Genomic DNA, 12,708 nt, shown 5'->3' with positions numbered 1-12,708 from the left:
TCACATCCCTCTGGACGCGCCCGCGCCGGGCGGGCGTGGCTCGCGTACCGGACCATCAGAACACGCCGAAACGGAGCATCGCAGTGATTCCGGACTTGTCGCATCACAGGGTGATTCCGGGGTACGCGGGGCGGAGGTGACCGCACCGGCGCCCGCCTCCGCACGATCGCCCCACGTCAGCCGTTCGACGACGGCCGCTTCACCAGGGCCGTAAACTCCCGTGGCCTACCGGGCGTCGAACTAACCAAGATCAGAATATTCGGCGGCGCGCCTGTGAACGCCCGGAGACTCTTCGGCGGATACAAAGGCGAGAGCGGCACACGCGCGCACACGGGGGACAAGTGATCGACTTGACGGAGCGGGTCATCGGCGGATCCGAGGGCGGCCGCTCGCCGGCCCGGAGGGCGACCGGGCTCGTCGACGGCCTCACCGACGGCGCCGTCGTCCTGTTCGCCGTGTGGACGCTCGTCTACCACGCCGGCCTGCTCCTCGACCCGCCCACCACGGCGCTGCTGGTCGCGTGGTCGGCGGCGGCGGCCGTGCTCGGCGCCCTGTACGCGCGGCGCGCGGGGTGGTGGGCGGTCGGGCCGCTCTGGCACGACACCGAGGAGCCGGTCTGGCGCGACCGTCCCGGGCCCGTCCGGCGGGCCCTTCCGGCCGTCGCGGTGGGGGCGGGCCTGGTCGCGGGGGTGTGCGCGGGGCTGCACCCGTCGGGGGTGCCGTGGTGGTGCGCGTGGCTGCCGGGACTGGTCGCCGTCGCCGCGACCGGCGCGTGGCTGCTGAGCCGTCCGGGCCCGCGCGACCCGGACCCCGCGCCCGGACCCGACGCGGACGGCACCGACGACGCGGACCTGCGCTGGGGGACGCCGCTCGCCCTCCTCACCGGCGCCGGGTTCGCGATCGCGTCGCTGTTCATCGTCAACACCGACGGCGACGACGCCTACTTCGTGTCCCGCTCGGTGGCGACGGCCGCGACGGGCCGCATCCCGCTGAAGGACGTCATCTTCAGCGCCGGGGCGACGGACGAGATCGCCGGCGAGCCGCCCGTGTCGTCGTTCGAGGTGCTGGCCGGGGCGCTGGCGCGGGTGCTGCACGTCCCCGCGTCCTCGCTGCTGTGGTACGGCGTGCTGCCGCTGGTCACGTTCTTCGCGGTGTGGTCGCTGTGGCGGCTGGTGCGGGCGTGGACGCCGCGCCGCGCCGCCCTCTGCTTCGCGGTGGCCGCCGTCTACCTGCTGTGGGCGGGCGAGTCGCGCGCCTCGCTCGGCGCCTTCCACCTGCTGCGGATGTGGCAGGGCAAGGCCGTCATGGTGTCGGCGCTGATCCCGCTGCTGTACGTCTACCTCACCCGGTGGGCCGAGCGGCGGCGGCGCGGGGACCTCGCGCTGCTCGGCGCCGCCGGGATCGCGGCGGTCGGGCTGACCTCGTCGGCGGCGTTCGTGATCCCGCTGGCGGTCGGCGCCGCCGTGCTGCCGCTGCTCGCCGCCGGACGGATCCGCACCGCGCTGGCGGCGTGCGTCGCGGCGACGTACCCGATCGCGTCCGGGCTCGGGGTGGTGCTGCTGCACGGCAAGACGATCGTGGAGGGCGCCGTCCACGACGGCCCGGTCAGCTACCAGTGGGTCCTGCTCCAGGGGACGCTCGGCGTCCTCGGCGGCTGCGCGCTGTGGCTGTCCCCGTGGACGGCCCGGCGCGGCGTCCCCGCGCTCGTCGGGATGGGCATCGCGGCGCTGCTCACGCTGCTCGTCCTGCCCGGGGTGCTCACGGCCGCCGCGCGGGCCACGGACGCGGGGCAGGTGCTGTGGCGGACGATGTGGATCGTCCCCGCGCCCGCCCTGGTCGGCCTGCTCGCCTCCGTGCCGGTCCCGGACGTCCTCCGGTCCCGCGCGGCGGCCGTCGCCGCCGCCGCGGCGCCCGCCGTGGCGCTCGCGGTCGCGCTGGTCGTGGGCGGCACGCCGGTGTGGTCGCAGGCGAGCGGCTCGACCGTCGCGGACCGGCCGTCCTGGAAGGTGCCCGCCGAGCAGGTCGGGACGGCGCGCGAGGTGGTCCGCGCCGCCAGACCCGGCACGGTCGTGCTGATGCCGGTGGTGTACATGCGGGCCGTGCCGATGCTGACCGCGCGCGTGCACGCGGCGAACCCCAACCCGCACTACCTGTCGATGATCCCCGCGCCCCCGCACTTCATCGCCGACCGGCAGATGCTGAGCGTCGCGGTGCGCTCCCCCTACAGCCGGAAGCCGACGGCCGAGGAGATGCGGGCGGCGCTCCGGCGCGTGGGGGTGAGCGTGGCCTGCGTGACACCCCGGGACCGGCGCGCGCTTCGGCTGCTCGACCAGGCCGGATACGGTGACCGGCGGCGCATCGGGGACCTCGTCTGCGCCTTCCGGCCGGGAGGGTGACCGTTTCGACCGCGTCTGTGGGGGCATCGGCGTTGCGTCCGACCCCACGGATGTTGGAGGAACAATGCCGACCGTCATCATGGTCGTCATCGCCGTCGTCATCATCGCCGCCGTCGCGTACCTCGCCTGGACGTGGTCGCGCACCCAGCGGCTCAAGCGGCGTTTCGGCCCGGAGTACGACCGGGCGCTGGAGGCCCATGGCGGCCGCGCCGCCGCCGAGCGGGAGCTGAGGTCCCGCGAGCAGGCCCACCGCGACCTGGAGCTGCACGACCTGGCGCCCGAGCGGCGCGACCAGTACAAGGAGCAGTGGCTCCGCGTCCAGGAGCGCTTCGTCGACGCCCCGCAGGAGGCCGTCGAGGAGGCGGACCGCCTCGTCACCGTGGTGCTGGGCGAGCGCGGCTACCCCACGCGCGGCTTCGACGAGCAGGCCGCCCACCTGTCGGTGGAGCACGCCCGCACCCTGGACCACTACCGGCGCGGCCGCGAGATCAGCGAGCGCGCCCAGGGCCGGCAGGCCACCACCGAGGACCTGCGGCAGGCCATGGTCCACTACCGCGCCCTCTTCGACGACCTCCTCGCCGTACCGGCGGGCCACGGCGTCGCCGAGACCCCGAGGAGCTGACCGCGCGATGACGAACGAGACCCCCGCACGAGCGGCCGCGGGCGAGCGGGCCCGCGCGACCGGGATCACCGCCCCGCCCGCCGCCGGCGACGCGCACGTCGCCGGTCCCCCGCCGAAGCCCGCCGGGGCGGACGTGGAGGCCGGCCGGGACACCGCGCCCGACCTGCGCGTCCCGAAGCCGACGCCCTCCGGCCCGCCCGCGGAGCAGTCCGCGGGGCAGTCCGCGGGGCAGTCCGGCAGGCAGCCCGGCAGGCAGACCGGTAGGCCGCCCGCGGAGCAGCCCGACAGGCAGCCCGCAGGGCTCCTGGACCCCGCCGAGGCGGGCCGGTTCAAGGAGCGCTGGCACCGCGTCCAGGCCGGGTTCGTGGACGATCCGGCCGAGGCCGTCCGCAAGGCCGACGGCCTCGCGGAGGAGATCACCGAGGCCCTGGCCCGGGCCCTCGCCGAGCACCGCCGCAAGCTGTCGGAGCCCCTCGGTTCCGGCGGGGACGGGACGCCCGACACCGAGCGCCTGCGCCTGGCCCTCCGCTCCTACCGGAGCCTCCTGGACCACATCCTCGAAACATGATGACCGCCGCGCCGCGGTCGGCCCCCACCAGCCCAGGGGCCGACCGCGACGCGGGATCGGCCGAGCTCAGCCGTTGAGGTCAGCCGTTGAGGAACCGGTAGACCGCCTCGCGGCCCCGCGTCCCGCGCTCGCGGTTCTGGATGGAGTGGGCCGCGCCCTGCACGACCACCAGTTCGCCGCGCGGCGCGTAGCGCAGCTCCTCCCGCGCCCATTCGAGCGGCGTGGACAGGTCCCGGTCGCCGTTCAGCAGCAGGACCGGCACGGGCGGCAGCGTGAGCCGCCTCGGCTCGGCGGTGTGCCGCGCCGGCGGCCAGTGGACGCAGTCCTGCACGAATCCGTTGCCGACGGCGGAGGCGGCCGTGAACGGCCAGGTCGCGCGGGCGGGCAGGTGCCGGCGCGTCCGGTCCAGGCTCGCCTGACGCCCCGCGAGCGGCGCCTCGGAGGTGCCCCACGGGAAGTGGCCGTCGCCGCAGATCGTGGCGACGTGCAGGCCCGCGCTGTATCCGGCGGGGTCGTCGCCGCCGGAGTCGAGCAGCTTCAGAAGCCGGTCGAGGCGCGCCGGGTTCCCGTGCCGCGCCTCGTGGAACGCCGACACCACGTCGCCGGATCCGGCGGGGAATCCGGCCGGGTCGGGGTCGCGGTAGGTGGGGTCGGAGAACTCATAGCCGACGAGCATGTCCCAGATGCGGACGTGGTCGGCGCGGTGCCGGGCCAGCCAGGCCAGGTCCTCGGCCGGGTCGAACCCGCAGGCGGGGGCCGTCCGGCACGCGTCCCGCAGGACGCGCGCGGTCGCCCGCAGGCCGGTGAGGTAGAGCATGTCGTCGCCCTGCGGGTCCACGTGCGGGAGCACCGAGTCCAGGACGAGCCTGCGCACGTTGCGCGGGTGGAAGGCCGCGTAGCTCGCGGCGGTCATCGTGCCGTAGGAGACGCCGTCCAGCGTCATCGTCTGGACGCCGAGCGCGCGGCGCAGCAGGTCGAGGTCCCCGACGGTCTGCTCGGTCGTGAAGTAGTGCCGCCGGTCGCCGAGGATGCCCGCGCACTCGGCGACCGCGCCGGGGCTCGGCGCCTCGATGTCGGTGCCGCCGACCTCGGCCTGGAGCCGGGGGCAGTCGATCGCGCCGAACTCGCCGGTACCGCGCTGGTCGATCGTGACGAAGCGGTAGTTCTTGGCGAGTTCCGGCATCCGCTGCTGGGATATGCGCGAGATGAACGGGACGCCGGGCTGCCCGGGGCCGCCGGTCAGGAACAGCAGCACGCCCTTGGGCGCGGTGACGTTCCCGCCCGTCGCGACCTGCAACCTCAGCGTGCCCTTGCGCGGTGCGCGGTGGTCGAGCGGCACGGTCAGCGTCGAGCAGGTGAAGCCCGGCTGCTTCGGGCAGGGGCGGGGGTCGGTGAGCGCCGGCGCGGACGCCGCCGTCGGCGCGGACGGGGACGCGTGGGGTGTCGCGGCCGCCGTCGCCCCTCCGGATGCGGAGAGGGCGAGGGTGAGGGCGAGCACCGGGATGGGACGTGATCGCATGGGGAGATCATCGCCCCGGCCCGTCCCGGAACCACCTTTCTCGCCGGAAACGGCCATTCCGCCCGCCGAGCGGTCCTGACATGTCCCCTTTGGGGCGGATGGTAGTACTGGGGGGATGAGCGACAGGCCGTTCGAGATCACCGACCAGGGCGGCTGGTGGCGGGCCCGGGACCGCCCGCATCCCGCGCTGCGGCCGTTCCTGCGCTCCTATGTCGGCTACTGGGAGCGGGACGTCCGGCCGAGCCGGATGCGCACCCTCCCGACCCGCACCGCCGTCGTGATCGTGAACCTGGGGCCGCCGCTGTTCCTGGAGGTCCCCGACCCGGGCGTCCAGGGCCGCGAGTACGGGTCGTTCGTCGCGGGCATGCACGACGGGCACGGCGGCTACGTCCATCCCGGCGGGCAGCGCGGCATCCACCTCGACCTCACCCCGCTCGGCGCCTACACGCTGTTCGGCGTCCCGATGGCGCGCGTCACCAACACCGCCGTCGAGCTGGCCGACCTGCTCGGTCCGGCCGCCGACCGCCTCGTCGAACGGCTCGGCGCCGCCCCCGGCTGGGGCGAGCGCTTCGACCTGCTCGACGGGTTCCTGCTGCGCCGCCTGGAGGAGGGGCCCGACCCCGACCCGGAGGTCGCCCGCGCCTGGGACCTGCTCGCGCGCAGCCGGGGCACCGCGTCCGTCGCCCGGCTCGCCGACGAGGTCGGCTGGAGCCGCAGGCACCTCACCCACCGGTTCCACGAGCAGGCGGGGCTGCCGCCCAAGGTGATGGGGCGCGTCCTGCGGTTCCAGCGCGCGGTCGACCTGATGCGCACGGGCCGCGCGACCCTCTCCGACATCGCCGTCGCCTGCCGCTACTACGACCAGGCCCACCTCAACCGCGAGGTCCGCGCGCTGGCGGGCTGCTCGCCCACCGAGCTGCTCGCCGGCCGGTTCGAGCCGCAGTTCGTCACCACCGGCCCCGAGGCACTCTGACCCGACCGGCCGGGTCAGCCCTGGCTCACGCCGCCGCCGAGGTTCATCACGATCACGCCCAGCACGATGATCACCGCACCGGCGACCGTCAGCGGCCGCACCGGCTCGTCGAACAGCAGCACGCCGCCGGCGAAGGCGCCGATCGTGCCGAGCGCGGACCAGATCGCATACACCGGCCCGACGTTCAGCGAGGTCAGGGCCCTGGCCATGAACACGAACGAGATCAGGTACCCGGCCACGACGATCGCCGCCGGGCCGAGCCTGGTGAAGCCCTCCGAGCCGCGCATCGCCAGCGTCGCGGTGACCTCGAAGGCGATGGCGAGCGCGAGCAGGACGTAGGGCATCGGCGATCTCCTCTCGGTGCCCCGATCCTCCCATGATCCCGTCCGCGGCCGCCCGGCCGCGCCCCCTTCGCCCGGACCCGGCCATGCTCCCTCAACCGGCTCCCTCAACCGGCTCCCTCAACCGGCTCCCTCAACCGGTGGACAGCCAGTGCCGCAGCGCCCACCACCAGTTCGCGGCGCGCGTCACCGCCGCGCCCGCCGGAGGATCGAGCAGCGGGCGGTCGGTCAGCTCCTGGACGCGGCGCACCCGGTACTTGACCGTGTTCGCGTGGACGTGCAGCGCGGCGGCGGTCGGCGCGATCCGTCCGCCGTGGTCGAGGTAGGCGAGCGCGGTCGCGGCCAGCTCCCGGTGGAACGGGTCGCGCGGGTCGAGGCCGCCGAGGAGCGCGTCCGCCAGCAGGCCTCCCAGCGCGGGCTCGGCCGCGGTCGCGGTCGGCAGCGCGAGGTCGGCGAGGTGCCGCATGCCGTGCAGCCCGGCCGCCGCCCCGGCGCGCAGCGCGCGGCGCCCGAGCTCGTACACCGGCGCGACGTCGCGGGGCGCGGTGGGCGGCGCGGCCACCAGCAGCGGGCCGTCCCCGGACGGGAGGGGAAGCCGGGCGACCAGCGCGGCGAACCGCCCGTCGACCAGCCCGCACAGGCCGGGGCCCGCCGCCGTGAGGCGCGCCTCCAGCCGCGCGGCGACCGCCGGGTCGCTGACGTCGGAGACGACGCAGTGGTAGGCCCCCGCCGGGTCGAGCGGCGCGAGCGCCGGGGCCGGCTCCCCGTGCAGGAGCCGCCGGAGCGTCTGCACGTGGGCCTCGCGGGCCGTCCGGGCCGTCTCCAGCTCGGCGACCCGGTGCGCGTGCACCATCCGGTGGACGAGCGCGGTGGTGATCTCGTCCACGCGGGTGACGCCGTCCAGCAGCAGGTGCTCCGGCACGCCGAGGCGCCGCCCGTCCGCGACGAGCGTCCGGACGAGGTGGGCGCGGCCCGCCTGGAAGCCGTCCAGGAACGCCGCGACCGGCACGCCCTGGCGCGCCCGGTCCGCGCCGAGCCGCTCGGCCGCCGCCAGGACGTCCGCGCCGGGGCCGCCGGTCTCCAGCGCCGCGACGACGCCCCGGACGAGCGCGGGCGTGCCGCCTGGTCTCCTCCTCCGGCAGCGCCGCGACCGGCGCCGACCTGCCCCGCGCCGCGCGGACCGTGGCCTCCAGCACCGCCGGGTCGGCGCCGCGCTCGATCAGCAACCGCAGGAAGCGGTCGCCCTCACCGGGCTCCATGCCCCCATTCTGCGCCGTCGTTGTCCGTTGCGGACAACCGGGCGGGTGGTCGTTGGGCCGCCCTCCCCTAGCGTCCGGTCGCCGCGGCGGTGTTCTCTGGAGGGAAGCCGAGCCAAGGAGTCCGCCGATGTCCGATGACGAGAAGTTCCTCGACGAACTCTCCACCGACCTGATCTTCCGGCTGCCGCCGAGCTTCGAGGACGTCGCGGACGAGCGGCGGCACCGCAAGGAGCGCCTCGCCGCGGCGCTGCGGATCTTCGGCAGGCTCGGCTTCGAGGAGGGCGTCGCCGGGCACATCACCGCCCGCGACCCCGAGCGCACCGACCACTTCTGGGTCAACCCGTTCGGAATGTCCTTCAAGCACATCCGCGTCAGCGACCTGATCCTCGTCAACCACGAGGGAAAGGTCGTCGAGGGCCGCTACCACGTCAACGAGGCCGCGTTCGCGATCCACTCGCGGATCCACCAGGCCAGGCCGGGCGTGGTGGCCGCCGCGCACAGCCACTCCACGCACGGCCGCGCGCTGTCGGCGCTCGGCCGGAGGCTGGAGCCGATCACCCAGGACGTCTGCGCGTTCTACCAGGACCACGGGCTGTTCGACGACTACACCGGCGTCGTCACCGACCTGGAGGAGGGCAAGCGCATCGCCGCCGCCCTCGGCGGCCACAAGGCCGTCATCCTGCGCAACCACGGGCTGCTGACCGTCGGCGACACCGTCGACGCCGCCGCCTGGTGGTTCATCACGATGGAACGCTCGTGCCAGGTGCAGCTGCTCGCGCAGGCCGCCGGGCCGGTCGTCCCGATCGAGCACGACAACGCCGTCCGCACCCACGAGCAGATCGGCAACGACCTGGTCGGCTGGATCAACTACCAGCCGCTGCACGACCAGATCGTCCGGGAGCAGCCCGACCTCTTCGACTGACGGTCTCCCCCGGCCCCTCGGAGGGCGGCACGGCGGGCGGCGGGTCGTGGTGCGCCAGCAGGACCCGGACGATGCGCTCCAGCGCCGCCCTGTCCCCCGCGTCGAGCGGCGCGAGGAGCGCGGCGTCCAGCCCCGCCGCGCGGGCGGTGACCGCGTCGAGTTCGGCGCGTCCGGCGGCCGTCAGCGCGACCGCGTACCGGCGGCGGTCGGCCGGGTCGCGGTCGCGCCGGACGAGCCCGGCGCCCTCCAGCCGCTTGGCGACCTCCACCAGGTCGCTCGGGTCGACGCGCAGCCGGGCTCCGAGGTCGCGCTGCGAGACGGGGCCGGAGTCGTCCAGCGCGGCCAGGACGGCGAAGTGCCACAGGCCGAGATCGTGCTCGGCCATCATCTGGCGCATCCGCTCCCGGCCGACGCGCGCGACCCGCGCCAGCACGTACGTCGTGATCCCGAGGAGGCGCGGAGGCAGACCCCCGGCGTCGTCATCGTCCATGGGGGCTATCGTAGGGGATCGCCAATCATTGGTTGACTCCCACGAATAGGAGCACGAGATGGACGCCCTCTACCCGCGCCTGCTGGTGGACGACTTCGACCGGTGCGCCCGCTTCTACACCGACGCGCTGGAGGAACTGCTCGGCATCCGGCCGGTGAAGCTGCTGCCCGAGGCCGAGTACGCCAACTGGGACCTGAAGGACGAGTGCCTGCTGGTCCTGATGGGCCGCGCCCGCATCGCCGGGACCGTCGGCACCGCCCACCTGCCCGCCGCGGTCGGCCGCGACCGCTCCATGCTCGTCTTCCGCGTGGACGACGTGGACGCCGCCGCCAAGGCCCTCCGCGGCCTCGGCGCCGACGCCGTCACGGCGCCGCAGGACCGCCCCGACTGGGGGCCCGGCCTGCGCACCGCCCACCTGCGCGACCCCGAGGGCAACCTGCTGGAACTCCAGTCCTACTGAGCCGCCCTCCGGGGCGCCCCGGCTACTGGTCGGGCAGGTCGGGCTCGGTGAGCGGCAGCAGCACCTGGAACCGGGTGTCGCCCGGCAGCGACTCCACCCGGATGTCGCCGCCGTGCCGGTCGGCGACGATCCGCCAGGAGATGTCGAGGCCGAGGCCCGTCCCCTGCCCGACCGGCTTGGTGGTGAAGAACGGCGTGAAGATCCGGGTGAGGTTCTCCTCGGGGATGCCGACGCCGGTGTCGCCGATCTCGACCAGCGCGTGGTCGTTCTCGCGCGCCGTCCGGACCGTGAGGGTGCCCTCGCCGCCCATCGCGTACAGCGCGTTGACGATCAGGTTCGTCCACACCTGGTTCAGCTCCGCCGCGTAGACGGGCACCGGCGGCAGGTCCGCGTCGAAGTCGGTCTTCACCGCCACGTCCGGGCCGATCTTGCGGCGCAGCATGGTCAGCGTGCTCTCGATCAGCTCGCGCAGGTCGGCACGCTGGTAGGCGGCGCGGTCGAGCTGGGAGTACTGGCGCGCCGAGTCCAGCAGCGCGGTGATCCGCCCGGTCGCCTCGGAGATCTCCGCCTGGAGCTGGGCGACCTCCAGCACCTCGGCGAGCCACCGCACCGCCGCCGGCAGGTGCGCGCCCGCCGCCTCCGCCACCTGCTCGGCCTGCTCGATGCCGACCCCGGCGGCGACCAGGCCGGGCGCGAGCTCCCACGCGTCCGGGACGTCGTGCTCCTCCAGCCAGTCGCCCAGCTCGTCCTCGGCGTCGCTGACCTCCAGCGGGCTCCGCCGCCCGGCCGGCGCGCCGGGCAGCGCCGGGCGCAGCGACACCAGCGCGCCCAGGTGCGTGCAGTCGACCCCGCGCGCCGCGAGGTCGGCCAGGCTCCGCTGGGCCCCGAGCAGCCGGTCGCCCAGCTCCGCGCTGGCCCGCGCGGCGGCCGCCGCCGGGTTGTTCAGCTCGTGGGTCAGCCCCGCGGTGATCGTGCCGAGCGCGGCCAGCCGCTCGCGCTGGTCGACGGTGCGGCGCAGGTTGCTCATCCCGAAGAAGATCCCCGCGAGCAGGTGCGTCGCCATCGGGAACCACTTGCGGACGGCCTTGCCGAACTTGCGCGCGGGCAGCACGAAGATCCGGCTCGGCCGCGTCGCCCGCAGCGTGTGCTGGTACTTCTGCTCGATCTGGTCGTCCAGGTACGCCTGGACGGCGCCGCCGTAGGTCCCCGCCCGCGACGTCCGGTTGATCTCGACGATGTGGCCCCGGACGTTCTGGGACATCACCATCTCGCCGTCCAGCAGCACGTACAGGAACTCGGCGGGCTCGCCCTGCGCGCAGATCACGCCGTCCGCCGGAAGCTCCTCGACCGCCCCGCACACCGAGAGCCAGGCCAGCTTCTCCTCGTCGAGGTCCTCGAAGAGGAACAGCCCGCGCAGCTCCTCCGGCGTCGCCGTGCCCGCGCCCCGGCCCGATTCGGTCATGCCTGCTCCAGATAGCGGTGGACGAGGGCGACGGACATCGCGCCGTCGCCGACGGCGGAGGCGACGCGCTTCATCGACTCCGAGCGGACGTCCCCCGCGGCGAACACGCCGGGGACGCTGGTCTCCAGGTGGTAGGGCTGGCGGGCGAGCGGCCAGCGGGCCGGGCGGCGGCCCCCGGCGACCAGGTCGGGGCCCGTCAGCACGTAGCCGCGCGCGTCGCGCTCGACGTAGCCGTCCAGCCAGCCGGTGCCCGGTTCGGCGCCGATGAACACGAACAGCCAGTGCGCGTCGATCGTGCGCAGCCCGCCCGGCCACTGGACGGTGAGCCGCTCCAGCCGGTCGGCGCCCTCCGCGCCGCACACGGTCTTGCCGGTGTGCACCTCGATGTTGGGCGTGGCGGCGATCTGCTCGACCAGGTAGTGCGACATGGACCTCTCCAGGCCGTCGGCCCGGACGATGATGTGCACCTTCTTGGCGTACTTGGCCAGGTGCACCGCGGCCTGCCCGGCGGAGTTGGCGCCGCCGACGATCGCGACCTCCTCGTCCACGCAGGACGGCGCCTCGGTGAGCGCGGCGCCGTAGTAGACGCCGCGTCCGACGAAGTCGTCCACGCCCGGCGCGGACAGCCGCCGGTACGACACGCCGGTCGCGAGGATGACGGCGTGCGCGGCGATCTCCGCGCCGTCCGACAGCCGGGCCACGCGGGCGGTGCCGCGCGACTCCAGCGCGGTGACCTCGCCCGCCTGGAGCAGCTCGGCGCCGAACCGGTCGGCCTGCCGCCGGGCCCGGTCGGCGAGCTGCGCGCCCGACACGCCGTCGGGGAAGCCGAGGTAGTTCTCGATGCGGGAGCTCTGCCCCGCCTGGCCGCCGAGCGCGCGGCGCTCGACGACCACGGTCTTCAGCCCCTCGGACGCCCCGTAGACCGCCGCGCCCAGCCCGGACGGGCCGCCGCCGACCACGATCAGGTCGTAGAACCCGGTGGAGGGCGTGGTCGGCAGCCCGATCGCCCCCGCCAGCTCCGCGTCCGAGGGCGCCGACAGCACCGCGCCGTCCGAGGTGACGACCAGCGGCAGCTCCGGCTCCCCGGCCGCCGTGACCAGCTCCGCGCCCTCCGGATCGCCGTCCAGCAGCCAGGTGTAGGGCACCTGGTGCCGCGCGAGGAAGTCGCGCACCTCGTAGGAGCGGGCGGACCAGCGGTGCCCGACCACGCGCAGCTCGCCGGGCATCCGCCGGTCGGCGCGCTCCCACGCGTCGAGCTGCGCGTCGATCACCGGGTAGAACTTCTCCTCCGGCGGGTTCCAGGGCTTGAGCAGGTAGTGGTCGAGGTCCACGATGTTGATCGCGCGGATCGCGGCGTCGGTGTCGGCGTAGGCCGTCAGCAGGACGCGGCGGGCGAACGGGAACAGGTCCATGGCCCGTTCCAGGAACTCCACGCCGGTCATCTCGGGCATCCGGTGGTCGGCGAGCAGCATGGCGGTGTCGTCGCCGCGCAGCCGCAGCTCGCCCAGCGCGTCCAGGGCCTGCGGGCCGGACTCCGCGCGGACGATCCGGTAGGAGCCGGCATATCTGCGGCGCAGGTCCCTGGCGACGGCCCGCGACACGCCCGGATCGTCGTCGACCGTCAGCAGGACAGGTTTGGACACCGCGTCTCCCTCGATCCGTACATCCCCGCCCAAAGCCTACGTCGATCCAGGTG

At 74.9% G+C, this 12,708-nt stretch carries 12 protein-coding genes and 1 pseudogene; 6 read left to right on the top strand and 7 right to left on the bottom strand.

Features of this window, described 5'->3' with window-relative positions; all coding sequences use genetic code 11:
• The first annotated feature begins 341 nt into the window (after positions 1 to 341).
• The 3 genes from GNZ18_RS32920 to GNZ18_RS32910 all read left to right on the top strand — a co-directional run bounded on the left by GNZ18_RS32920 (position 342) and on the right by GNZ18_RS32910 (position 3,586).
• Complete coding sequence (locus GNZ18_RS32920) at positions 342 to 2,396, top strand: DUF6077 domain-containing protein (RefSeq protein ID WP_156220540.1); 2,055 nt, start codon at positions 342 to 344, stop codon at positions 2,394 to 2,396.
• Between the two features lie 64 nt (positions 2,397 to 2,460).
• Positions 2,461 to 3,018 (top strand): hypothetical protein, encoded by a 558-nt coding sequence (locus tag GNZ18_RS32915; RefSeq protein WP_156220539.1) that lies wholly within the window; start codon positions 2,461 to 2,463, stop codon positions 3,016 to 3,018.
• Positions 3,019 to 3,025: 7 nt separating this feature from the next.
• Positions 3,026 to 3,586, top strand: a complete 561-nt coding sequence (locus tag GNZ18_RS32910; RefSeq protein ID WP_156220538.1) for a hypothetical protein — start codon at positions 3,026 to 3,028, stop codon at positions 3,584 to 3,586.
• Positions 3,587 to 3,665: 79 nt separating this feature from the next.
• Here GNZ18_RS32910 and GNZ18_RS32905 read toward each other — a convergent pair whose 3' ends face one another.
• Entirely contained in the window at positions 3,666 to 5,105 is a 1,440-nt protein-coding gene (locus GNZ18_RS32905) for an alpha/beta fold hydrolase (protein ID WP_156220537.1), read from the bottom strand.
• A 115-nt stretch (positions 5,106 to 5,220) separates the two neighbouring features.
• On the opposite strand from GNZ18_RS32905, the gene GNZ18_RS32900 reads away from it, so the two are divergent.
• Positions 5,221 to 6,078, top strand: a complete 858-nt coding sequence (locus GNZ18_RS32900; RefSeq protein ID WP_156220536.1) for a helix-turn-helix domain-containing protein — start codon at positions 5,221 to 5,223, stop codon at positions 6,076 to 6,078.
• Positions 6,079 to 6,092: 14 nt separating this feature from the next.
• On the opposite strand, the gene GNZ18_RS32895 is transcribed toward GNZ18_RS32900, so the two are convergent.
• The 3 genes and pseudogenes from GNZ18_RS32895 to GNZ18_RS44255 all read right to left on the bottom strand — a co-directional run.
• Positions 6,093 to 6,422, bottom strand: coding sequence for a DMT family transporter (locus GNZ18_RS32895; protein WP_156220535.1), 330 nt, complete (start codon positions 6,420 to 6,422; stop codon positions 6,093 to 6,095).
• A 130-nt stretch (positions 6,423 to 6,552) separates the two neighbouring features.
• Positions 6,553 to 6,885, bottom strand: a complete 333-nt coding sequence (locus tag GNZ18_RS44260; protein ID WP_246250919.1) for a helix-turn-helix domain-containing protein — start codon at positions 6,883 to 6,885, stop codon at positions 6,553 to 6,555.
• Positions 6,886 to 7,275: 390 nt separating this feature from the next.
• Positions 7,276 to 7,506 (bottom strand): annotated as a pseudogene (locus GNZ18_RS44255) (RsbRD N-terminal domain-containing protein); the annotation flags it as partial.
• A gap of 299 nt (positions 7,507 to 7,805) precedes the next feature.
• Here GNZ18_RS44255 and GNZ18_RS32885 point away from each other — a divergent pair.
• The gene (locus GNZ18_RS32885) at positions 7,806 to 8,600 is read left to right on the top strand and encodes a class II aldolase/adducin family protein (RefSeq protein WP_156220534.1); all 795 of its coding nucleotides are present in this window, start codon (positions 7,806 to 7,808) and stop codon (positions 8,598 to 8,600) included.
• Here the strand turns inward: GNZ18_RS32885 and GNZ18_RS32880 are convergent.
• The gene (locus tag GNZ18_RS32880; RefSeq protein ID WP_156220533.1) at positions 8,542 to 9,090 is read right to left on the bottom strand and encodes a MarR family winged helix-turn-helix transcriptional regulator; all 549 of its coding nucleotides are present in this window, start codon (positions 9,088 to 9,090) and stop codon (positions 8,542 to 8,544) included. The two genes, GNZ18_RS32885 and GNZ18_RS32880, sit on opposite strands and share 59 nt — an antisense overlap.
• A gap of 58 nt (positions 9,091 to 9,148) precedes the next feature.
• Between GNZ18_RS32880 and GNZ18_RS32875 the strand changes: the two genes are divergently transcribed.
• Positions 9,149 to 9,550, top strand: a complete 402-nt coding sequence (locus GNZ18_RS32875) for a VOC family protein (protein WP_156220532.1) — start codon at positions 9,149 to 9,151, stop codon at positions 9,548 to 9,550.
• A gap of 22 nt (positions 9,551 to 9,572) precedes the next feature.
• On the opposite strand, the gene GNZ18_RS32870 is transcribed toward GNZ18_RS32875, so the two are convergent.
• Positions 9,573 to 11,012 (bottom strand): ATP-binding protein, encoded by a 1,440-nt coding sequence (locus GNZ18_RS32870; protein ID WP_156220531.1) that lies wholly within the window; start codon positions 11,010 to 11,012, stop codon positions 9,573 to 9,575.
• On the bottom strand, positions 11,009 to 12,655 hold the full coding sequence (locus GNZ18_RS32865; RefSeq protein WP_214620398.1) for an NAD(P)/FAD-dependent oxidoreductase: 1,647 nt from the start codon (positions 12,653 to 12,655) through the stop codon (positions 11,009 to 11,011). Before GNZ18_RS32865 ends, GNZ18_RS32870 begins: the two co-directional genes overlap by 4 nt.
• Positions 12,656 to 12,708: the final 53 nt, after the last annotated feature.

The sequence above is a fragment of the Actinomadura litoris genome, from assembly GCF_009733595.1.
Classification (GTDB): domain Bacteria; phylum Actinomycetota; class Actinomycetes; order Streptosporangiales; family Streptosporangiaceae; genus Spirillospora; species Spirillospora litoris.
This window is presented reverse-complemented; position numbering and strand designations above follow the sequence as displayed.